This window comes from Pseudomonas sp. TH04 (genome assembly GCF_016651355.1).
GTDB lineage: Bacteria > Pseudomonadota > Gammaproteobacteria > Pseudomonadales > Pseudomonadaceae > Aquipseudomonas > Aquipseudomonas fluorescens.
In genome coordinates this window covers 793267-815985 of the sequence record NZ_JAEKEA010000001.1, presented here as the reverse complement: position 1 = coordinate 815985, position 22719 = coordinate 793267, and the positions used below count along the sequence as shown (strand labels likewise).

The following is a 22719-nucleotide window of genomic DNA, read 5'->3' as shown; positions in this document are numbered from 1 at the left end:
TAGGGTTCAGTCTCGCCGCATCGACCTGGCCAGTACGCGCGCCACCTGGTCGGCCGAGTAGGGCTTTGCCAGGAACTCGATGCCCTCGTAGGCGCTGTCGGCCAGCTCTTCGCTGTAGCCCGAGGTCAGTACCACCGGCAGGTTGGGGCGCCGTTGGCGCAGCAGCCTGGTCATTGCCACGCCGGTCATGCCGGGCATTACCACGTCCGAAAAAATCGCGTCGAACCCGCTCACGTCCGGACCGGCCAGCGCCAGTGCCTGTTCGGCGTCGGTTGCCCACGTGGTCTGGTAACCCAGGTCCTGCAGGATCTGGTTGGCAAAACGGCCCACTTCGAGGTTGTCTTCCACGATCAGGATATGCCGCAGTGTGGTGTCAAACGCCGGGCTGGGGGCTTCCTCGGCTGGGCCGAGCTGCCCGGCCACAGGCTGCGCCTCGGGCAAATACAGGGTGAACACGCTGCCCTGGCCGAGGGTGCTGGTGACATCGACGTTGCCTCCGGACTGCTTGGCAAACCCGAACACCTGTGACAGCCCCAGGCCAGTGCCTTTACCCACGGCCTTGGTGGTAAAGAATGGTTCGAAAATACGCTCGACGGCGTCGGCTTCAATGCCGCTGCCGGTGTCGGCCAGCGCAATGCTTACAAACGGCTGGTGTGCGTGTGCATCGCCACGGATGCGCGGTAGCGCCGCCACACTCGCCACGCGCAGGGTCAGGGTGCCTTGACCCTCCATGGCATCGCGGGCATTGAGCGCGATATTGATCAGTGCGGTTTCAAATTGGCTGGAGTCGACGCACACATAGCAAGCCTGTTCCGGCAATTGGACCTGCACCTGAATGCGCGCACCGGTCACGCTTTCGAGCATCTCACCGATGTTCTTGACCCGCTGGCCAACGTCAAAGACTTCCGGGTTGAGCGGTTGCCGGCGGGCGAAGGCGAGCAGTTGGCTGGTGAGCTTGCTGGCGCGTTCGACGGTGTCTGACACGGCGCCCATGTAGCGTTGGCGGCGTTCTTCGGACAACCCCGGCTGGCGCAGGAAGTCCACCGAAGAGCGAATGATCGTCAGCAGGTTGTTGAAATCGTGGGCCACACCGCCGGTCAGCTGGCCGATGGCTTCGAGCTTCTGGGACTGGTGCAACGCGGCTTCGGCCTGGGTCAAGGCGCTGGTGCGTTCTTCAACGCGTTGCTCCAGGGTGGCGTTCAGTTCGGTAATGGCGGCCAGGCCCTCGCGTACGGCGGCGTCGGCGCGCACCCGTTCGATATGGGCCCAGGAGCGCTCGGTGACTTCACCCACCAGTGCCAGGTCATACGGCGACCACACGCGTGCGAATTTGTGGTGCACGGCCATCAGCGCGGTCAGGCGGCCGTTCTTGATCAGCGGGAAGCACGCAGTCGCCGTGACGCCCAGTGCCTGAAAGACAGCGGACACCTCGGCGGGCATTTCCAGGCGGTTGTCGCCAATCACAAACGGCTCACCTGCGCGCAGGCGGCTTACGGCCAGCTCGCCGAACGCTGCCAGGCTGTAACGGCCGACGATACTGGGCGAGCCCGGCGCCGACCAATTGTCGCGAATGGTGAAGCCGTCTTCATCGGCCTCCATATCGGCATAGGCGCAAATCGACACCTGCAGGTGTTCGGCCAACAGACGCGTGGTGGTGGTCATGATGGCTTCGGCATCGCTGCAGTGGGTCACGGCGCTGCCAATTGCATCCAATACGGCCAGGCGGCGAGAGAGGAATACGGTCGCGGTGGTTTCGGTGACGGTGTCGAGCATGCCCACGACCCGGCCTTGCGGGTCACGCACAGGGCTGTAGCAAAACGTGAAGTACGCTTGCTCCGGGCCATTGCCACGCTCAACCACCAACGGGTAGTTTTCGATGTAGGTCGGGTGCCCCTCAAAGGCGGCGTTGGCGATAGGGCCGATGTCATCCCACGCCTCACGCCAGATTTCGCTGAACGCCCGCCCAAGCGAATCAGGTTTATCGCCAAGAATAGGAATAAACGCATCGTTGTAGAGCGTGATCAGGTGGGGGCCCCAGATGATGGACTGGGGGAAGCTTGAGGCAAAACACAGCGCAACCGTGGTTTTGAGTACGTCGGGCCATTGCTCCAGCTCGCCGAGCGGCGTACTGGCCCAATCATGCTGACGGACGCGCTCAGCCATCTCGCTGCTGCCTTGCAGCCAATTCATCATTGGGTGGATACCTTATTGCCACGGTCTTCAGGGGGAGCGCTGATTATATCAGCGCATCCAGCTACAGACCGGAATCCCTGCGGCCAGTTCAGCGGAATCAGCGCGGGGATGGCAATTTGATGTTCCACCCCATTGAACCGATCGACCTACCCGGCGCAGAGGCGCCCCCAGCAGGCTATTGCGTGCCGAACACTGCGGTCCAATAAATCCCCGCGTCACTCTTCGGATCCATGGCATAGGCTGCCCCCAACTCGCGAAATTGCGGGTTCATCAGGTTGGCGCAATGGCCCGGGCTGGCCAGCCAGCCGTCCACGACCTTGCGTGGGGTATCGAGGCCGGCGGCAATGTTTTCGCCGATGTTCTTCGCGATATAACCGGACAGTTCCGCACGGTCGCCGGGTGTGCGGCCGTCATGGTCCAAGTGGTCGAAGAAATTGCCGTTGGCCATATTGCGTGTGTGGCTGTTGGCGGCATTGGCCAGCGCGTCGTTCCATGACAGCGGTGTGGTCGCGGTAAATGCCTGGGTGCCGCACTGGCGTGGTTGTTCCCGGGCGGCGTTGACCAGGTTGAGGATTTGCTTGCCTTCGGTCTGCCAATCCCCGAGTCCGCTGGACAACAGCGGGCGGGCCAGCACGATGCGCCAATCCTGGCCGCTGTTACTCACGCCGATATCGACAAATTGCGGGTCGAGCACCACGCGACAGAAACTTTCGCGCACCGCTTTCATGGCCGCGTCGGCGTTTTTGGGGCCTGAGAGGCTGATGGCTTGCACATTCACCATCGGGTACGCGGCCCGCGCCAGCGCCTGCTGCAAGTCGCCGACATTGGTCGCCGGCAGCACCAGCCGCGTGTCGCTGGCCAACGGTGGCAGCTCTTGGGAGCCCTGGTTACCACAGCGCTGTACCTGGCTGCGGTATTCGTTGATCTGTTGCACTAACTGACTTTCTTCATTCGCCATCGCGCTGGCGCAGAACGCCAGACTGGCGGCCAGCGTCGTAAGACCCATCATCAATGACAGCACGCGCATGGACGTTACCCTTGAGCTTGAAAGTGCCCATGATGCGCGATGTAACCCGGTCTGGCGCAACGCCTTTTTTGTTTTTTTGCCTCAACGGACGTTCTGCGGGCAGTTCTCGGCGCTATTGCGGCGCCAGGCAAAGGTGCTCGCAGTGACGATCAGCGCGAGTGCCACGCCGAAGGTTACGTGCAGGCCATTAGCCACGGTTTGCGCGGTCGCATGGGGCACGTCGGGGCTGGCCCAGGCAAAGACTGCGCCCAGCGCCCAGGCACCGAAAATCAGCCCGAGGTTGCGTGACAGGTTCAACAGGCCGGAGACCGTGCCACGGCGTGCGGGCTCGACATCACTCATCACCGCGGTGTTGTTCGCGGCCTGGAACAGGCTGTAGCCCAGGGTCAGTAGAATCAGTGAGCCAAGGTAGGCGATCAAGCCCGAAGCCACTGCCAGCAACAGCGCGCCGAGCCCCATGACGCCCAAGCCCGCGCGGGTCATGCGCTGGCTGCCCAGCCGGTCGGTAAGCTGGCCTGCCGGTAGGCCATTGAGCGCCGACACACAAGGCCCGACGGCCATTGCCAGGCCCATCCAGGCAGCATCCAGCCCCAAACCACGGGATAGATAGAACGGCCCGACCACGAAGGTGCTCATGATCACCGCCGACACCAACGCACTCATTGCCAACCCTGCGCGCAACGCCGGGTCCTTCAATGGCCGCCAGAACCCATCGCCCGAGGTGGCCGCTGGGGCCTGCCGATCAGCCGGCAAATAAAGAAAGGCGAGGGCCGCGGCCAACATGCCCAACGGCGCCCCCACCAGAAACAGCGCACGCCAGCCCCACAGGCTGAGCAGCATCCCGCCGACGCTGGGACCCATGGCGGTGCCGACGGCCGACATCGTGCCCAGCCAGCCCATCACGCGGCCGGTGCGCTCTCGGGAGACGGTTTCGCCGACCATCGCCAGTGTCATCGCCATCATCACCGCTGCACCCAAGCCTTGCAGGACGCGTGCGCCAATCAGCCATGGCAATGACGGTGCGACAGCGCACAGCGCGCACGCAGCGGCAAACAGCAGCAAACCGCTGAGCAACAACCGACGGCGGCCGAGCCGATCCCCCAGGCGGCCGGCGTTGACGATAACTGCGGTGATTGCGAACAGGTACGCGAGCACCACCCACTGCACCGCGTGGAAGGATGCATTGAAGACGTGCGCCAGCGCCGGTAAGCCGACGTTGGCGATGCTGGTCCCCAGCGAGGCCAGCAACATGGACAGGGACAGGCAGACAAGAGCGCCGCGAGAAGAGGTGTGCATGGAGGATTCCTTGAGTGAACGCTGCTGTCACAAATCTACGTCGTCGCCTAACATGGCGGAAGACGCATGGGTTGCAGCTAATACCTGCAGCCAACGCCTGATAAGGAGCGCCAATGCCCGACCTGAACTTGCTGATTACCCTGGATGTGTTGCTCACCGAAGGCAGCGTCGCGCTGGCCGCCAAGCGCCTGCGCTTGAGCCCGTCGGCCATGAGCCGTGCGCTGGCACGGCTGCGTGAAACCACCGGCGACCCGTTGTTGGTGCGTGCCGGGCGTGGTCTCGTGCCGACCCCGCGTGCGCTGGCGCTGCGTGAACAGGTCAGCCGCTTGGTTCAAGACGCCCAGGCGGTGCTGCGGCCCGCGCAATCCCTGGACATGCGCCAGGTGGTGCGCACCTTCACGCTGCGCTCCAGCGAAGAATTTGTCGAAAATCTTGGCCCGGCGTTGCTGGCGCGCATCGCCCAGGAGGCGCCCGGCGTGCGGCTGCGCTTCGTCAACAAGACGGACAAGGACAATGCCTTGCTGCGCGATGCCAGCGTAGACCTGGCCATCGGCGTGGTCGACGCCACGGCCAGCCCCGAGGTGCTGACCCAGGCGTTGTTTCGCGATCGCCTGGTCGGCGTAGTGCGCAGCGGTCATCCGCTGAGCCATGGCGCGTTCAGCGCCGAGCGTTTTGCCGAGGGCCAGCATGTCTACATGTCACGGCGCGGGTTGGACCGTGGCGAGGTCGACGACGCGCTCGACGCCCAAGGCCTCAAGCGCCACATCAGCACCATCGTCGCCGGGTTTGCCACGGCCATCGCCCTTGCACGCGACACCGACCTGATCGCCAGCGTGCCCGAGCGCTACACCGCCAATCAGCGCGCGGGTCTGTATAGCTTCGCGTTGCCGCTGGCACTATCGACATTTACCCTGTCCATGCTCTGGCATCCACGCCTGGATGGCGACCTCGCCCATCGCTGGCTGCGTGGTTGTTTGCGTGAGGTGTGCGGGCACTGAACCGGCCGCAGCAGGTACAATCGCGGCTGCCTTGACGCGAACCCCCAGGAATTTGCATGTTCAGCCTTACCCGCTATACCGCGCCGTGCCCCGAGTCGATCAACAGCCAGATCCTGCAGATGGTGGTGGACAACCTCACCGACATCAGCAGCGTTGCGCTGGCACCGAGTAACTTGCTCTACAACATCTATCAATACGCCATTGGTTTTGAGGTGCACCTGTACCTGGAGGCACTGGATGGGTCCAAAGGGGTTGCGGTTGAGTTAGTTGTGGCGATGGAGGAGGAGCAGCTGATCGGCTTTTGCCTGTACCTGCCCGTGAAGGATGATCCGCAGGCCTGCGGTATTGCCTTCATGGCCGTGCAGGCAGGTTTCCGGCGTCAGGGGGTGGCGCGCGCGATGATGCGCGAGGTATTGGCACGCTATCCCCATGCCGAGTTGGCGTGTGCCGTGGAAAAGGTGCCGGCCTTCGCCGCCATGGGCTTTCAGGTACGCGGCGCGCGGGGCACTCAGGTGTTGATGAACACACGCGATTACGGCACGGATGGCTTGATGGCGGTGCTGGACGTGGCAGCGATATACAGCTCGCTGGAGGTGCGGCAGATTCATACCTACCTGCTGCAAAAGCACGGCAAGCGTGCCATGGTCGACGCCGAGAAGCAGCGCGATCGGCATCTTGATCAGCTGACACGCAAGGTTCAGCGGTTTGTAAGTGAACACCAGGCCTGAAGCAAAAAACCTCCCAAGGGAGGTTTTTTTATTGCTGCGTCAGATCGCCGGGCGTGGTCACGCGCCCGTTGCTGGCTGGCTGCCGTCATCGCGGGTCATCACGCTGTAGCCGTCGGCATCGGCGTCAAGAATGATTCAAGCGCGCGCCCGGTTGACCATCGCCAGAATCGTCGCCAGCAACTCCTGCTGCGCCTCTTCGCGGCTGATCTCGCCACTGGCCGCCGCATGGGACAAGGCCTCCGCCGCGCCGAGCATGGCGCGCATGGCCGCCTGGGAAACAGTGGCGCCGGCGGCGAACGGCGCCAGGGCGTCCCGGCATTTATCGAGGAAGATCGCCTCGTATTTGCGCTTGAGGGTTTCCAGCTCCGGCGAGCTGCTCAAGGCGGCAATCACGCCGGGGATTTCCCGGCCTTGCAATAACACGCAATCGACATAGGACGAGGCAATCACCCACGCCCGGTCCGCCAATGTTGCGGCGCTGGCGTCCAGGGAATCGGCCAGCACCTGGTTCTGGCGCCTGTCGAAGTCCTCGTAAAGCGCCGCCAGCAATCCGGCGCGGGTGACGAAATGGTCATAGACCACCGGTTTAGTCACGCCCGCCAGTTCCGCCAGGCGGCCAAGGGTCAGGGCTTCGGTGCCTTCATCGCTGACCAGTTGCCAGGCCACGTCCAGCAATTGGCGAAGGCGATCTTCGCGTGCAAGGCGTCGACGAGGGGCAGGGGATTCATCGCTTGACATACTTATATACCAAAAGTAACTTAAGGGTCGTAACTTACTAAAAGTAGCTTAAGCGCAGACTAAACTGAAACGGAGTCAATGTCATGCACGCACTGCTCGTTGTTGCCCACCACGACCCCAAATCCCTGACCCACAGCCTCGCCGTGCAAGTGGCGGCAGGGCTGACTGCGGCCGGCCATACGTACGAGATCGCCGACCTCGCCGCCGAAGGCTTCGACCCGCGCTACACCGCCGCCGACCATCGGGTTCACCGCACGCACGCCGAACCGCCCGCTGATGTGCTTGCCGAACAGGCCCGTATCGACCGCGCGGATGCCTTGGTGCTGGTATTTCCGATCTATTGGTGGTCGCTGCCGGGCCTGCTCAAAGGCTGGGTCGACCGGGTGTTCGTCAACGGCTGGGCGATTGATTACGGCCCGGACAGCCCCGTGGTGAAAAAACTGCGGCATTTGCAGGTGCATCTGCTGGCAGTTGGCGCAGCGGACGCAAGCGCGTTTGAACGACATGGTTATGCCAAGGCGATGCGCACGCAGATTGACTACGGGATTTTTGATTACTGCGGCGCACAGGTGGTGACGTCGAAGTTGCTGCTGGAGTCGGAAAGCGGCACGGCGCAGGCGCATTTGCACACGGCGAAGGCGCTAGGGCAGGGCCTGTTTGCAAACGAGACGGTCGCCGGGTAGTCAGCCTTCGCGGAACAAATCGTGGGCGTCGAGCAGGCGGTAGGCAATTTCCGGGCGTTTTTCCATGCCTCTGCGAATCGCCGCCGGGATGGCTTGCCGGGTTTTACGGCACATACCGGGCAGCTCATCGAGGGTGATCAGAATCCCGCGCATGCTCTTCACCTCGGTGTGCCCCGGCGCGACATGCACGCGGATACCCAATAGCTCGTACATCCGCTGTTGCATGTGCTCCAGGTCCTGCAGGCTTTTGAGGTCTTCAAGGCGTTCGATCAGCTTTTTCTCTTCCTGACGCGTCAGGCTGAGGACGCGCAGGTCGGCGTCAGGGGCTTGCAGCAGTTGTTCGCGATCGCAGACACACACGCCGGGTGGGCAGGGTTGGCGAATTGTCATGATCACTCCCTCCCCATGCCGACGCGTTGGATCAGTAGCTCAGCGCAACCCCAAGACTGCCCAGGGCCTTCCAGTATTCAGGGTAGGTCTTGGCGACGCAGTCCGGGTCTTGAATACGCACCCCGGAGACCTTCAGGCCTGCCAGCGCAAAGCACATGGCAATGCGGTGGTCGGCGTGGGTGTCGATCAGCGCGGTGCACGAGGTGCCGGCCAACGCAGGATCGCTGGCGACGAGCAGGTCGTCACCTTCGATGCTCGCCAAACCTGGGCGGATTTGGTTAAGGCCGTCGTGCAGCGCCTGTACGCGGTCACATTCCTTCACGCGCAGGTTGGCCAGTTCGGTGAAGCGCACCGGAGTATTGTTGAATGCGGCCAGCACTGCGAGGGTCGGGATCGCGTCCTGCATTTGTGAGCCAACGACGCTGGCCGGCATGTGTGGGAACTGGGCAATCACGGCTTGCGCCTTGGCGTCCGGCTGGGTGAAGTCTTGCGCGGCGACGCCAATGTCGATGTGGCCGCCGGTCAACACTTCAGCGGCCCACAAGTAGGTGGCGGCGGAGGCGTCGGGTTCGATCAGGTAGTCATGGGCGGTGTAGCCGGTCGGGGCGACGCGCCAGCGGGTGTCGTCAACCACCTCCACTTGAGCGCCGAACGCGCGCATGCAGTCCAGGGTCAGGTCCACATAGCCACGGGCGCCAATGTCTTTGCCGGTCAACGCCACTTCAATCGGCGCTTCGCCGCATGCGGCAAGCATCAGCAGGGCCGATACGTACTGGCTGGACAAGCCGCCATCGATTTCAAAACGTTTGGCCTTGACCTTGCCCACGCCATGCACGGTCACTGGCGGGCAACCGGTTGGGCTGTCGACGCGGATACCGTTCTGGCCAAGGGTCGCCAGCAGCGGGCCAATCGGGCGTTTTTGCATGTAGTCATCGCCGTCCAGCACCACCGTGCCTTCGACCGTCGCCACCGCCGCGGTGAGAAAACGCATCGCGGTGCCAGCATTGCCGAGAAACAGCGGTTGCGTGGGCAATTGCAGTTTACCTGAGCCGGTGACCACGAAAGTGGTGTCGTCCGGCTCGTCGATGGTCACGCCCATCTGGCGCAGGGCCACCGACATGTGGCGGGTGTCATCACTCTTCAACGCGCCGCTCAGGCGGCTGGTGCCCTTGGCCAGGGCTGCCAGCAACAGGGCACGGTTGGTAATGGATTTGGAGCCGGGCGGCGCGACCTTGCCGTTCAGGGGGAAATTAGGCGGTGTAACGGTCACGGTTTTCTGCGAACTCAAGGTACAAGGCTCCTGATCAAGGCAAGGTGGTGCGCAGTGGCGCGACGGACGGACCGAATAATCAGCCAAACACGCCACGCTTGTCGAGCAGGGATCGTTGTACGGCGCGTATTACGGCGCCATCAGCCGATTCACCTGGCGGTGGGTAGCGCTGCAGTCGGCGACCTGGCGCGCCACTTCGATCTTGCGCGCCAACAGGCCGACACTCCCTGCATTGGCGTCGAGTTGGCGACTTATCCCTGCCTCAGCGTGTAGCCGTACCGCGCGTTACCGAATAGGACAAGTGACAAAATTGATGCAGGACAAAGGCCTTTACTCCGCGAAACGCAGGCGAAGTATGACGTTTCCGAGAGAAGCGTCGGCTGGACAATAAAACGCAGCGAGGTAAGTTCGAAGCGTGCCCCATGACGGGGCTTATTCAATCAAGGAGTGAATGAAATGAACAAACCCGAGACTCAACTCAGACATGGTCGCGTTGTGACACCGGCCAGCCGTGGTTCCGTGGCAGTCGAACGCGGGCTGTTGGGCAACTGGCAAGTCAACGAGATGGAAGGTGGCAAGAACTTCCCGGCACTCACCGCCGGGCCGTTCCCTGCTCCCTATGAAACCGATGACCCCAGCGTCACGCCACCTGGCGATGGGCATATCCTGAGCGGCGGTAAAACCGACGACCGTGACTGTATTAACTTCACCGACGAGGAAATGAGCAAAAAGCTCAATACCCCGTTTAACTGGCCGTTGCTGAATGTCGAGGCGGGCCAGGTGTTCAAGGTGCAGTGGGAATACACCGCCGCCCACGTCACCCGTGGCTATCGTTGGTTGATCACCAAGGATGGCTGGGACCCCAAGCAGCGCATCAGCCGCGCTCAACTGGAGGCCAAGCCATTCTTTGAAGACTTCTACACCCAAGTGCCTTACTACCAGCACTCCGGCGAAATGAAAGCCAAGGTCGAACACCAGGTCACCCTGCCTAAAGGCAAGAAGGGCCGGCACGTGGTGGTGTTGATGTGGATCGTGGCCAACACCGGCAACGCGTTTTATCAGGCGTTTGACCTGGACTTCAAATAAGCCCGATTAACGTTGGCTCAACCAGTAATCATGTAACGCCCGCGCGGCCGGTTCGATTTCGCTGACCCGCTGTTGATGGGCGTTTACATCCAGGTCCGCCGGCAACTCGAAGTTATCCTGCTCGGCGCACCAGGAAATTTTCTCCCACTGCGCGGCCTGTTCGGCGGGCAGTTCCGGCCAGTTGCCAATCGCGGCACCGCGGATATAGCCAAAGCACCATTCTTCGGCAAGCGTGACGGCTTGGCCCAGATGTTCGGTGTCATCAAAGCGGGCCTTGAAGGTGTGCGCGTCGGTTGCCAGTTGCGCCGCCAGGCTATTCATATGGCGCACGCACAGTTCGAGGAAGCGCTGGGCCTCTTCAACCTGTTCCCAGGCCGGGTTCTGCCCACCCCAGATCGCCGGGAACCACTCAGCGACTTCCACTTGAGCCGGGCTGGACACCAGCGCGGTGAAGTAGCCGTCGAGTTCGGCCAGGTTCAGCACCGAGTGATCGTCGCCGTACTTGAGCAAGGTGTCGTCGATGAATTCGAAATCGGCAGGGGCGAGAGGTTGGGCGTGCATGGCATTTCCTTTGAGCGTCGAGCGCCGCTGGTGGGCGGCTTAAAGCGCGAAGAATGGCGCCTGGGCGAGCTTTTTTCCAGCGTTTTTACCGGGACTTACCCGCGACGTTGGCACAGCTTGCTCACGCACATTGCACCCACCACGGCGAGAATGATCGGCACCAGAAAGTCATGGTCGATGCGGGTAAATTCCGCCACCAGCACAATCGCGGTCAACGGCATACTCATGCTGGCCGCCAGGAACGCCGCCGCGCCGATGATCGCAAACGCACCCAGCGGCACGCCGGGCCACAGCAGGCTCCAACCACCGCCGAGGATGATCGCCAGCAATGCGCCGTTGGCCAGGCCCGGCGTCAGCAGGCCGCCTTCGGCCCCGGCGCGCAGGCTGCTGGCGGTGATCAGTACCTTGACCAGCAGCAGAATGGCGGCCAGGCCGATGCTCAGTTCATTGTCGAAACCCAATTGCGCCGGGCCTTTGCCATTGCCGAGTATCTGCGGCAGCAGCATCGCCAGCCCACCGATAATCGTGAAGTTGATTACCGACAACACCGGCAAACGCCAGCCGCGCGCGGCATTGGCCCTGGCGGCGCCGGTCAGGCGGGTAAAGCCATAGGCGGCCACGCCAAACACCGGCCCGCAGACCAGCGCCCAGGCGATCAATGCCGGGCTCAGCACAAAATGCGGCACCTCATATTGCGATTGCGCGCCCAAACCGATCCACGCCACGGCCGCGCCCAGCGCCGAAGTCGTCAGGGCAATCACCGCCGCCGGCCAACTGAATGCCCCCACCAGCACTTCCAGCACAAATATCGCACCGCCCAACGGCACGTTATACACCGCCGCCAGCCCGGCGCCCGCACCGCACGCCACGATCAAACGGTGCATGTCCGGTTCAAGTCGCGCACGTTGCGACAACCACGTCGCCGCCAACGCGCCGACTTCACGCGGCGCCACTTCACGCCCGAGTGGCGAGCCAAGGGCCACGGTGATGATCTGCAGCACGCTGTGGGCGAGGGTGGTCTTGGGCGGCATGCTCGGCATACTGGGAGAGACCGCCTGCTTGATACTGACCAGCGGGCGACCGTAGCGATAAATCGTCCACCAGCCCAACCCGGCCACCACGCCGCACACCATCAGCACCCACAGGCGGCGTTCCGGCGGCGCAGCGGTTACGCCCCATAAAAAGGTTTCATGGCTGAGCAGGCTGTCGAGGCTGTAACCGTAGGCCAAATGCTGGATGGCATGCAGCAGCAACGCCAGGAGCATGCCGCCCAGGCCCGCGCCGATCCCGGTCAGCACGACCACCAGGGCCAGCATCAACGATGAACGCAACGTGGTCGGCATACACGGCTCCAGGCAAGGGCCCTGATTTATAGCCGATATGGCGCGCTTTCGGGATGAAATGTATCGGCGCTGCGTGAACCTGCCGCCCACACCCTTTCATTACCTTTGCCAGTCCCGTTTTTGGCCGATGCGCCGTCGCGCTCCCTTGTTATAGTTCGGGCCTTATCACTCGCCAGTCAGGGATCACTGCCATGTCCGAATACCAAGCCTTCCTCGTCGAAATTACCGGCAATGTTGCCCATGTGCAGATCAACCGCCCGGAAAAGATCAACGCGATGAACGCGGCGTTCTGGACCGAAATCATCGACATCTTCCAGTGGGTCGAAGACACCGACGCGGTGCGCGCCGTGGTGCTCAGCGGCGCCGGCAAGCATTTCTCGTCGGGCATCGACCTGATGATGCTCGCCTCGGTGGCCAATGCCTTCGGCAAGGACGTAGGCCGCAACGCACGCCTGCTGCGCCGCAAGATCCTGGAACTGCAAGCGTCGTTCAACGCCGTCGACAACTGCCGCAAACCGGTACTGGCGGCGATCCACGGCTACTGCATTGGCGGCGCTATCGACCTGATCAGCGCCTGCGACATGCGTTACGCCGCCGAGGATGCGCAGTTTTCCATCAAGGAAATCGACATCGGCATGGCCGCCGACGTCGGCACCTTGCAGCGTCTGCCGCGCATCATCGGCGACGGCATGTTGCGTGAACTGGCGTATACCGGCCGTCAGTTTGGCGCGCAGGAAGCGCGCAGCATCGGCCTGGTCAATCGGGTGTATGCCGATCAGGAAAGCCTGTTGGCCGGCGTGATGGACATCGCCCGGCAAATCGCCGCCAAGTCGCCGATCGCCGTGACCGGCACCAAGGCCATGATCAGCTACATGCGCGACCATACGGTCAATGATGGTTTGGAATACGTTGCCACCTGGAACTCGGCTATGTTGCAATCCAACGACCTGCGTGTGGCCATCGCGGCCCACATGAGCAAGCAGAAACCCGAATTCGTGGATTGACCGACATGACCCCAGGCTGGATTACCACAACGCTGCTCGACAACGACGCCCCAGGCGGCTGGGCCGTCGCCCGCAGCCGCGAAGGCTTTTTGCATGACACCAACGGCCCGCTATTCCCCAGGGAATGGCTCAAGCGCCAGGACCTTTCGGTATTCGCCGAACATGGCATCGGCCACCTCGATGGCGAACCGGTGTACTTGCTTGAACTCAACTCGGCCAGTGATGTGCCGGGTTGCAGTTGGCAGGGCTTGCGCGGCTTCATGCTGCAAGGCGACCACACGCTGTACAAAGTGTTGGGTTACGCCGCGCAGATTGGCACTTGGGCCCGGGAGCACCGGTTTTGCGGCAGTTGCGGCCAGGCCATGGTCCAGGTGCCACGGGAGCGGGCGATGTATTGCCAGGCATGTGACCTGCGCAGCTACCCGAGGATTTCGCCGAGCATGATCGTGCTGGTGACCCGTGGCGACGAGATTCTGTTGGCCCGCTCGCCGCGCTTTGTCAGCGGTGTCTACAGCACCCTGGCCGGGTTTGCCGAGCCGGGTGAGTCCGCTGAAGACTGCCTGATTCGCGAAGTCCGCGAAGAAGTGCAGGTGGAGGTCAAGAATATCCAGTACATGGGCAGCCAATGCTGGCCGTTCCCACACTCGATGATGCTCGGGTTCCATGCCGAGTACGCCGGCGGTGACATCGTGCCCCAGGCCGATGAGATCGAAGACGCGCAATGGTTCAACATCCACGACCTGCCGCCATTGCCGGCGTCACGCTCGATTGCGCGTTACCTGATCGACCTCTACCTGGCCCGACGCTTAGGCCACGCTGAACCAGTGCTGCCAGGCTAGGCGCACCGTCAGGCCGAGGACCACGGTGATAAACACCGGGCGAATGAATTTGGCGCCGCCGCTGATCGCGCTGCGTGCGCCAAAGAACGCGCCACCCATTACCGAGAAGCCCATCGCCAGGCCGACGATCCAGTCCACCGAACCGTTGAAGATGAACACCGACAGCGCTGCCGCGTTGCTGACGAAGTTCATGCTGCGCGCCACGCCGCTGGCTTTGACCAGGTCGATCGGGTGCAGCAGCATTGTGCTCACCGTCCAGAACGCGCCCGTGCCGGGGCCGGCCACGCCATCGTAGAAGCCCAGGCCGAAGCCTTGGGTGGACTGCCATTTCTTCTTGATGGGTGCATCGGCATCCAGCGGCGCCTTGGGCGTGCCGCCGAACAGCAGGTACACACCGCAGCCGAACACGATCACCGGCAGCATTTTGTTCAGGGTTTCGGCGGGCAGGTAGTGGGCGACCACCGCACCGGCCAGGGCCCCGATCAGGGTGCCGACGATGGCGTGCACCCATTGGCGCGGGTGAAACAGTTTGCGCCGGTAGAAGGTGAAGCTCGCGGTGGCGGAGCCGAACGTCGAACTCAGCTTGTTGGTGCCCAGTACCAGGTGTGGCGGCATGCCGGCGGTCAGCAAGGCCGGCGTGGTGAGCAGGCCGCCGCCGCCGGCGATGGCGTCGATGAAACCGGCGATGAAGGCAACGACGGCGAGAATGGCGAGGGTGGTCAGGTCAACGCTGAGTTCGAAGGGCATGGGCAGGGCTTATTATTGGCAGGGCGCAGCGAAAGGGCTGTACCGAAGGCCAGTATCTTACCTGTCTGATCAAGGCAGAACCAAATGTGGGAGCGGGCTTGCTCGCGAAAACGGAGTATCAGTCAACACATCTGTAACTGATCCACCGCTTTCGCGAGCAAGCCCGCTCCCACCTTTTAAATCCTGCCCACTTTATTAACGGTGTGTGCCTAACCATTCCAGCGCGGTGCGCCACACACAAATCCCGAGGAAGTAAGCCGACATCAGCGACCACAACCCGAACGTCCACGGGTTGGTATTCGGATAATCCACGACCATCAGAAAGCTGCACAGCAACCAGATGGTGGTGACCGCGATGTTGATCGGCATGAACCGCTTGACCCGGAACGGGTGCAGGAACTTCATCGGTGTCACCGTCAACAGCGCCAGGCCGATCACGGTCAGCAAGGTGACCCAGGCTTGCGGCTGGATGATGTAGACGCACAGGGCAACCACGTTCCACGCGGCGGGGAAGCCGACAAAGTAGTTGTCCTTGCTCTTCATATTCACGTTGCAGAAGCAGAACAACGACGACACCAGAATCACCGAGACCGTGAACAGGTGCGTAAAGTCCGGCAGGTCGATATAGCGGTAGATAAACAGTGCCGGAATAAACACGTAGGTCAGGTAATCAATCACCAGGTCGAGCACCGAGCCATCAAAGCTCGGTAATACCGTGCTGACATTCACTCGGCGCGCCAGCGAGCCGTCGACACCATCGACCACCAGCGCGAGGCCCAGCCAAAGCAGGCAAGCCTTGGGTGAGTTTTCCAGCAGTGCCAGGGTGGCCAGGAAGGCCAATACCACACCGGTGGCGGTAAAGCCGTGGGCGCCCCAGGCTTTGAGTCTGGCTACATGCAGGGTCGATATCACGGGCGGTTCTCCAAAAGGTGAAACGGGGCAGCCGACAACGTAACGCCGTCGAGTCTGGCCAGGGAATGCAGGTATCGACCGGGAAGAGAGGGATAAGGTTCACCTGCCCGGCGTATCACTTAGCGTAGCAAGCGTAAGACGTTTCGGCATCAGCCCTGACGGAACACCAGTGCCTTCAGACCACTTTGTGGGTCGATATCCGCAAATTCCGGTGGGTTCTCCAGCCGCTCGATGAAGCGCAGGCCCGGTGCTTCGCGGGTGACGCCGTCAATCAGGAAGTCTTCGCCGAAGGCCGGGTCGTTCATGCAAGCCAATACCGTGCCTTGCGCCGTGAGCAAATCCGGCAGGCGGCGCAGTACGCGCTGGTAGTCCTTGGTCAGTAGAAAGCTGCCTTTCTGGAAGGAGGGCGGGTCGATGATCACCAGGTCATAAGGGCCGCTGTTGGTGACTTTGGCCCAGGACTTGAACAAGTCGTGGCCCAGAAAGCTGACCTTGCTCAGGTCGTGACCGTTCAGGCGATGGTTGTCGCGCCCGCGGCTCAGGGCACCACGGGCCATGTCCAGGTTCACCACATGGTCCGCGCCGCCTTCGATGGCAGCGACCGAAAACCCACAGGTGTAGGCGAACAAGTTGAGCACGCGCTGCCCCTTGGCCTGCTCGCGGACCCAGTTGCGGCCGTAGCGCATGTCGAGGAACAGCCCGCTGTTCTGCTTTTTACCCAGGTCGATCAGGTAACGCAGGCCGCCTTCGGTGATGGTCAGCTCATCAATCGCAGCGCCCACCAGCCATTCGGTGGTGCTCTGCGGCAGGTAGCGGTGTTGCAGGGCGACCGTATGCACACCGAACTGCGCCCAATCAATTTGCAACAGGTGCTGCTTCAAAGCCTCCAGATGCGCGGTTTCTTTGAACAGGGCAACCAGCACCACGCCTTGCAGCCAGTCCACCGTCAGTTGTTCCAGGCCCGGCCAGCAGCGGCCACGGCCGTGGAACAAGCGCCGGGTTTCAGCGGGTGCGCTGGCCAGGGCGGTGAGCAAATGGGCGTGCAAGGTAGCGAGTGCGTCTGGGTTCATCATTCAGCGTCGTTCTTTGAGCGGGCGGCATTTTAAACACAGTTACGGGTTTCAGGGGGCTTCAGCACAACGTGCTGGAAAAAAGCGGATTGGCAGTGATTCATGCTCAAAGTGCGCAAGCGCACGGCGGATAACAGTCAAAAAAACCTCTGGCACCGACATAAACTGGAAAAAAAGCCCGGAGGTGCCCATGAACGGTTTCGCGCGTGCAGTCAGTCACACGGCTGTGGATCAAGTAGAACAGGACGAATGGCGTGACGCTCTGGCGTCGCTGGTGGCCAATGCCGGTCCGGCGCGGGCGCGGCAGATTCTCGACCTGCTGGCACGTGAAGGCAGCGCCCCGGCTATCGACTGGAAACCGCGCCACGGCACGCCGTATATCAACAGCATCAGCGTCGAGCAGCAGCCGGCCTTTCCCGGCGACCTCGCCACCGAAGAGCGCGTGGCCTCGCTGGTGCGTTGGAATGCCCTGGCCATGGTGGTGCGGGCCAACCAGGCGTATGGCGAACTTGGTGGGCATATCGCCAGTTACGCCAGTGCGGCGGATTTGTTCGAAGTCGGCTTCAACCACTTCTTTCGCGCCCGCAACCATGGGTTCGGCGGCGACCTGGTGTTCTACCAACCGCATTCTGCGCCCGGTATTTACGCGCGTGCCTTTCTCGAAGGGCGCTTGAGCGAAAACGACCTGGCCCACTATCGGCAAGAGATCGGAGCACCAAAAGCCGGCGCGCGCGGGCTCTCCAGCTACCCACACCCGTGGTTGATGCCCGACTTCTGGCAGTTCCCCACCGGTTCCATGGGCATCGGCCCGATCAGTTCGATTTTCCAGGCGCGATTCATGCGTTACCTGCAGCATCGCGGTTTGCTGGACACCACCGACCGCCACGTGTGGGGCGTATTCGGTGACGGCGAAATGGATGAGCCGGAAAGCATGTCGGCCCTGACCCTGGCCGCCCGCGAAGGCCTGGACAATCTCACTTGGGTGGTCAACTGCAACCTGCAACGCCTCGACGGCCCGGTGCGCGGCAATGGTCGCATCATCGACGAGCTGGAGGCGTTATTTGCCGGTGCCGGCTGGAACGTGATCAAACTGGTGTGGGGTTCCGACTGGGATGCCTTGCTCGCCAAGGACAGCGACGGCTCACTGGTCAATACCCTGTCGCAAACGGTCGACGGGCAATTCCAGACGTTCGCCGCGAAAGACGGCGCCTATAACCGCGAACATTTTTTCGGCCAAAGTGCGTCTCTGGCCAAACTGGTCAAGGGCATGAGCGACGAACAGATCGACCGCCTGAAGCGCGGTGGCCACGACATGGTCAAGATCCACGCCGCCTACCACGCCGCGCGCCGCGTCAAAGGCCAGCCGACGGTCATCCTGGCCCAGACCAAAAAGGGCTTCGGCATGGGCGAAGCCGGGCAGGGCAAGATGACCACTCACCAGCAGAAGAAGCTGGATCGCGAGGCGCTGCTGGCCTTTCGCAATCGCTTCCAGCTGCCGCTGTCGGATGCGCAGACCGAATCGCTGAGTTTCTTTAAACCGTCGGATGACAGCCTTGAATTGCGCTACCTGCGTGAGCGTCGCCATGCGCTGGGCGGTTATGTGCCCAGCCGCAGCCAACGCGCAGCGCCGGTAAACGTACCCCCGGTGATGGCATACGCCGGTTTCGCCACGTTGGCGGCGGGCAAGGAAATGTCCACCACCATGGCCTTCGTGCGCATGCTCACCAACCTGCTCAAGGACAAGGCCCTGGGCCCGCGTATTGTGCCGATCGTCGCCGATGAGGCGCGCACCTTTGGCATGGCCAACCTGTTCAAGCAGATTGGCATCTATTCCAGTGTCGGCCAGTGTTACGAGCCAGAAGACATCGGCTCGATCCTCAGCTACCGCGAAGCCACCGACGGGCAGATTCTGGAGGAGGGTATCAGCGAAGCCAGCGCCATCAGTTCCTGGGTGGCGGCGGCCACCAGTTATTCGGTGCATGGCCTGCGCATGTTGCCGTTCTACATCTATTACTCGATGTTCGGATTCCAGCGCGTCGGCGATCTGATCTGGGCTGCCGCCGATCAACGTGCCCGTGGCTTCCTGCTCGGTGCCACCGCCGGGCGCACCACCTTGGGTGGCGAAGGGTTGCAGCACCAGGACGGCAGCAGCCATCTCAGCGCCGCCACCGTGCCCAACTGCCGCGCCTACGATCCGGCGTTTGCCGGCGAGTTCGCGGTGATTCTCGACCACGGCATGCGCCAGATGCTCGAACACGACGTGGACGAGTTCTACTACGTCACCCTGATGAACGAAAACTACCCGCAACCAAGCCTGCCCGCAGGGGTAGAGGCGGCGATCATCAAGGGCATGTATCGCCTGGAGGGCGGTGTCGACGCTCAGGTGCGCTTGCTCGGTTCCGGCACCCTGGTGCGTGAGGCCCAGGCAGCCGCGCAGTTGTTGGCCGAGGATTGGCAAGTGGCTAGCGAGGTGTTCAGCGTCACCAGTTTCAGCGAGCTGGCGCGCGAAGCGCGCGACGTCGAGCGCTGGAATCGCCTGCACCCGCAGGCCGCCAAGCGTTGCAGCCATGTCCAGGACTGCTTGCCCCACGGCGCACCGGTGATTGCGGTGTCCGACTATGTACGCGCGGTGCCGCAGATGATCGCTTCGTACCTGGACGCCAGCTACACCGTGCTCGGCACCGATGGGTTCGGTCGCAGTGATACTCGGGCGGCGTTGCGTGATTTCTTTGAGGTCGATCGGCACCACATTGTGCTGGCGGCGCTGACGGCGCTGGTGGAGCAGGGAACCCTGGAGGTGCGGGTGTGCCAGGAAGCGATTGCACGCTATGGCTTGCAGACGGAGCGGGATGCGTCCTGGGTTGGCTGACTGGCGCACACCAAAGTGGGTGCGGGCTTGCTCGCGAATGCGCTGAATCCGTCAGCTGATTTATTGACTGACAGACTGCATTCGCGAGCAATGTTGCGGACTTTCAACCTTCAAGTGTACGGCTTGGCTGTTCTCCTCAGTGCTGCAGGTAAATGAAGGGCCTGAATTATCAGCCAGCTTATTTCCAGATCTGTCTGTCAGCTCATCGTGACAACGCGTCAATGCTGTGTGACAAATTGGGCCAGCCCCCACATTTCACTTTAGGGAATCCAAAGGTGGCTGTCTTGAAAGCGCTTCTCAAAATGACCTGAGTACCTACTGAACAACCTAGATTGAGTTTTTTTAGGGGGAAAAAAGAGCGGCAGCCGGCCGCTGTTTGAAACGTCGGTGACTCACGCCTCACCAAATCCAATGATAGCTTTGGTTTCAAGGTACTCTTCAAAGCCGTGTACACCGTACTCTCGACCATTGCCCGAGCGCTTGTAGCCACCGAAGGGCGCCATTGGATTCCACGCGGGGTAGTTCAGGTGCACTTGACCTGCACGAATGCGAGAGGCAACAGCCCGTACAAGATCAAGGTTCTGCCCCTGAACATGGGCGCCCAGCCCATAGATCGTATTGTTTGCGATAGCGACCGCCTCATCGACCGTCTCATACGCAATGATGCACAACACGGGACCAAAAATTTCCTCTTGAGCGATCCGCATTGCAGAGTCCACCTCGGAGAAAACAGTCGGTCGGGTAAAAAAGCCTTTCTCAAAACCCGGCACGCGTCCTGGCCCACCGCAAACCAGTTTTGCACCCTCGTCCAGGCCCAGCTTGATCATGGCTTGAACGCGATTGAATTGTGCCTCGTTGGCAATGGGGCCCAGTATCGTGTCTTCCGATTGCGGGTCACCCACGATGATTGCATTGGCGGTTGCCGCAGCCAGCGACTCAACTTCTGCCAGGCGGTTTTTTGGAACGATCATTCTTGTCGGCGCGCTGCAGGATTGCCCTACGTTGCGAAATGCAGACATCACCCCCAAGGGCACGGCTTTGGCGAAATCGGCGTCGGGCAGCAGAAGGTTTGGGGACTTGCCTCCCAACTCCTGTGTAACGCGTTTCACCGTGGGCGCCGCCGCTTGCGCAACCAGTGCGCCAGCGCGGTTAGAGCCGGTGATTGAAATCATATCGATATCGGCATGCGCCGCCATGGCCGCGCCGACCTCGGAGCCGCTTCCGTTCACCAAGTTGAAGACACCGGGCGGGAGGCCTGCGTCGTGTACCAGTTGGGCAAAAAGAAGGGCGCTCAGGGGGGACAGTTCGCTGGGTTTCAACACCACTGTGCAACCGGCAGCTATCGCCGGGGCGACTTTCGCGGTGATTTGATAAAGCGGCCAGTTCCACGGCGTGATGAGGCCGCAGACACCGATGGGTTCGCGTTCAATCGCGGTGCCGCCTTCAACCGTTTGGAAACGATAGCTGGACAGCAGGTCACGCGCGACACGCACGTGTTCGGCCGCCAGTGGAACTTGCATCGCCCGGGCGAAACCGATGGCTGCGCCCATTTCGAGAGAGAGGGCCTGGGCAAGCAGCTCTTTTCGTTCGAGGATCAGCTCGTAGAGCTTGCCAAGCACACGCGCACGCGCTGCTGTCGAGGAAGCAGACCAACCAGGAAATGCCGCACGCGCCGCAGCCACTGCCCGATCGACATCTTCGGTAGATCCGCGGGCGACCTGTGCAACAACCTCTTCACTTGCAGGATTGACCACCGGCAAACTGGCTGGGATCGCCGGGCAACACCAACGGCCGTTGATATAAAACATGAGAGAGGTTTGCGGATCAACGCCATGGCTATTCGAAGATTGCGTGGTCATCCAACTAGCTCCTTAGAGCGGTAATAGGCGCTGCGAACAAGCGCGTCGCTGTAGCGCCCCGTAAATGCTTGGGGCCGTGTCGTCTTAATAAGCTAACAAAACGGCCCTGCAAAATATGCCGTTGTTCGCGTCTGCAAGGGATATTCTGCTGTATCTGGCGGGCTTACTTTGCATTAATGCAACGGAGCCTTTTGCACCGTATAAAACGCTTGCGGCCCGCCGGGATCGCTAGCCGATTGCTTGGGTAACCAGAGCAAACTGGCTGACCCCGTCGATTGATTTCGGGGGCGCGCCCAGAACCATCCGCGGCGCTCTATCAACGCATGGCAGCCCCAGACGCTCCAGCCAGACGGCCAACCCACAATCGGCAAGAATGTCGAAGCGCACGAAGGCGCCAGGTATCAACCGCAGCAGGTGGGTAATCAGGTGTTGGGCTTGCTCCTGGCTCTTTGCAACAACCGGTCCAATGATATGGCCACGGCCAAAGCGACGCAGGAGGGCAATGCCTTGTAGTTCCCCATCCACGTCAATACCGACCACAGACTCGGCCATCGGGAGCAAATCATTGAGCACCGCTGTGCGGTCCAGGCCACTGCCCGCATTGGCCAATTCAATCAGCCGAGGGTAATCCGCAGGATGCAATGCACGACACTGCGAGCCCTTGATCAAAGGCATCTGCTCAGGCGCCTGTGGCACCCCTTGATGCTGCTGGATACGCGCGAAGTCGACGAACCCCATGCTTGCGTAGAGCGGTGCGCCCGACTCGGTGGCATTGAGAATCGGCGTGCGTGGTGCAGTGGCTGCCAAGCACAGGTTCATCAGTTGACGCCCGATCCCCTTTCCTTGGTGCTCATCACTCACGATCACCAGGCCGATGGACGAGTAAGCGCCTTGATGGCAAGTGAACGCGACACCCACCAACTGCCCTTTATGCTCGGCGACAAAGCCTTGCGATGTGCGCTGCACCATGGCCCAGTCTGCTTCTCGATGAGGCCATTTCAGGTGGGCCGAGAGCGCGTGTGCTGCGGGCATATCCGCCGCGGTAACAGCACGGTACCGATAGGTAGAGCCTGACGTTACGGACATGCAACCTCCTTGAAGTTGAG

20 protein-coding genes are annotated in these 22719 nt (G+C 61.7%); 7 read left to right on the top strand and 13 right to left on the bottom strand.

From position 1 onward, the window contains the following. Positions 1-6: 6 nt before the first annotated feature. The 3 genes from JFT85_RS03605 to JFT85_RS03595 all read right to left on the bottom strand — a co-directional run bounded on the left by JFT85_RS03605 (position 7) and on the right by JFT85_RS03595 (position 4516). The gene (locus JFT85_RS03605) at positions 7-2193 is read right to left on the bottom strand and encodes a response regulator (protein WP_201229229.1); all 2187 of its coding nucleotides are present in this window, start codon (positions 2191-2193) and stop codon (positions 7-9) included. A gap of 175 nt (positions 2194-2368) precedes the next feature. Further along, a complete protein-coding gene (locus tag JFT85_RS03600) occupies positions 2369-3220 on the bottom strand; it encodes a CAP domain-containing protein (protein ID WP_053256313.1) in 852 nt (283 codons plus the stop codon). A gap of 81 nt (positions 3221-3301) precedes the next feature. Beyond that, positions 3302-4516, bottom strand: coding sequence for an MFS transporter (locus JFT85_RS03595; protein WP_201229227.1), 1215 nt, complete (start codon positions 4514-4516; stop codon positions 3302-3304). Positions 4517-4629: 113 nt separating this feature from the next. On the opposite strand from JFT85_RS03595, the gene JFT85_RS03590 reads away from it, so the two are divergent. Then, a complete protein-coding gene (locus JFT85_RS03590) occupies positions 4630-5514 on the top strand; it encodes a LysR family transcriptional regulator (protein WP_201229225.1) in 885 nt (294 codons plus the stop codon). Positions 5515-5570: 56 nt separating this feature from the next. Beyond that, a complete protein-coding gene (locus JFT85_RS03585; protein ID WP_053256310.1) occupies positions 5571-6242 on the top strand; it encodes a GNAT family N-acetyltransferase in 672 nt (223 codons plus the stop codon). Between the two features lie 135 nt (positions 6243-6377). On the opposite strand, the gene JFT85_RS03580 is transcribed toward JFT85_RS03585, so the two are convergent. Then, a complete protein-coding gene (locus JFT85_RS03580) occupies positions 6378-6980 on the bottom strand; it encodes a TetR/AcrR family transcriptional regulator (protein WP_201229223.1) in 603 nt (200 codons plus the stop codon). Positions 6981-7063: 83 nt separating this feature from the next. Here JFT85_RS03580 and JFT85_RS03575 point away from each other — a divergent pair, with 83 nt between their 5' ends. Next, complete coding sequence (locus JFT85_RS03575) at positions 7064-7663, top strand: NAD(P)H-dependent oxidoreductase (protein WP_201229221.1); 600 nt, start codon at positions 7064-7066, stop codon at positions 7661-7663. Here JFT85_RS03575 and JFT85_RS03570 read toward each other — a convergent pair whose 3' ends face one another. Both JFT85_RS03570 and JFT85_RS03565 read right to left on the bottom strand, forming a co-directional pair. After that, complete coding sequence (locus JFT85_RS03570; protein WP_053256307.1) at positions 7664-8053, bottom strand: hypothetical protein; 390 nt, start codon at positions 8051-8053, stop codon at positions 7664-7666. It abuts the gene before it with no gap. 31 nt (positions 8054-8084) lie between these two features. After that, positions 8085-9341 (bottom strand): 3-phosphoshikimate 1-carboxyvinyltransferase, encoded by a 1257-nt coding sequence (locus JFT85_RS03565; protein ID WP_053256306.1) that lies wholly within the window; start codon positions 9339-9341, stop codon positions 8085-8087. A 438-nt stretch (positions 9342-9779) separates the two neighbouring features. Between JFT85_RS03565 and JFT85_RS03560 the strand changes: the two genes are divergently transcribed. Continuing rightward, positions 9780-10409, top strand: coding sequence for a lytic polysaccharide monooxygenase auxiliary activity family 9 protein (locus JFT85_RS03560; protein WP_069553046.1), 630 nt, complete (start codon positions 9780-9782; stop codon positions 10407-10409). Positions 10410-10415: 6 nt separating this feature from the next. On the opposite strand, the gene JFT85_RS03555 is transcribed toward JFT85_RS03560, so the two are convergent. Both JFT85_RS03555 and JFT85_RS03550 read right to left on the bottom strand, forming a co-directional pair. Next, positions 10416-10970 (bottom strand): UPF0149 family protein, encoded by a 555-nt coding sequence (locus JFT85_RS03555; protein WP_201229219.1) that lies wholly within the window; start codon positions 10968-10970, stop codon positions 10416-10418. Positions 10971-11065: 95 nt separating this feature from the next. After that, a complete protein-coding gene (locus tag JFT85_RS03550; protein WP_201229217.1) occupies positions 11066-12313 on the bottom strand; it encodes a chloride channel protein in 1248 nt (415 codons plus the stop codon). 191 nt (positions 12314-12504) lie between these two features. On the opposite strand from JFT85_RS03550, the gene JFT85_RS03545 reads away from it, so the two are divergent. Next, entirely contained in the window at positions 12505-13317 is an 813-nt protein-coding gene (locus JFT85_RS03545; RefSeq protein WP_201229215.1) for a crotonase/enoyl-CoA hydratase family protein, read from the top strand. Positions 13318-13322: 5 nt separating this feature from the next. Beyond that, the gene (gene nudC, locus JFT85_RS03540) at positions 13323-14156 is read left to right on the top strand and encodes an NAD(+) diphosphatase (protein ID WP_064452210.1); all 834 of its coding nucleotides are present in this window, start codon (positions 13323-13325) and stop codon (positions 14154-14156) included. Here the strand turns inward: nudC and JFT85_RS03535 are convergent. From JFT85_RS03535 to JFT85_RS03525, 3 genes are all read right to left on the bottom strand, one after another. Continuing rightward, positions 14124-14903: a TSUP family transporter gene (locus JFT85_RS03535; RefSeq protein ID WP_053256300.1), complete on the bottom strand. Its 780-nt coding sequence runs from the start codon at positions 14901-14903 to the stop codon at positions 14124-14126. The genes nudC and JFT85_RS03535 overlap by 33 nt on opposite strands. Before the next feature lie 195 nt (positions 14904-15098). After that, the gene (gene pcsA, locus JFT85_RS03530) at positions 15099-15815 is read right to left on the bottom strand and encodes a phosphatidylcholine synthase (RefSeq protein ID WP_053256299.1); all 717 of its coding nucleotides are present in this window, start codon (positions 15813-15815) and stop codon (positions 15099-15101) included. A gap of 149 nt (positions 15816-15964) precedes the next feature. Next, complete coding sequence (locus JFT85_RS03525) at positions 15965-16885, bottom strand: class I SAM-dependent methyltransferase (protein ID WP_053256533.1); 921 nt, start codon at positions 16883-16885, stop codon at positions 15965-15967. Positions 16886-17075: 190 nt separating this feature from the next. On the opposite strand from JFT85_RS03525, the gene mdeB reads away from it, so the two are divergent. Next, complete coding sequence (gene mdeB, locus JFT85_RS03520; protein WP_201229213.1) at positions 17076-19754, top strand: alpha-ketoglutarate dehydrogenase; 2679 nt, start codon at positions 17076-17078, stop codon at positions 19752-19754. A 392-nt stretch (positions 19755-20146) separates the two neighbouring features. Here mdeB and JFT85_RS03515 read toward each other — a convergent pair whose 3' ends face one another. Together JFT85_RS03515 and JFT85_RS03510 are read right to left on the bottom strand one after the other, a co-directional pair. Further along, entirely contained in the window at positions 20147-21613 is a 1467-nt protein-coding gene (locus JFT85_RS03515; protein ID WP_201229212.1) for an aldehyde dehydrogenase family protein, read from the bottom strand. A gap of 228 nt (positions 21614-21841) precedes the next feature. Then, entirely contained in the window at positions 21842-22699 is an 858-nt protein-coding gene (locus JFT85_RS03510) for a GNAT family N-acetyltransferase (protein ID WP_053256296.1), read from the bottom strand. Between the last annotated feature and the right edge of the window lie 20 nt (positions 22700-22719).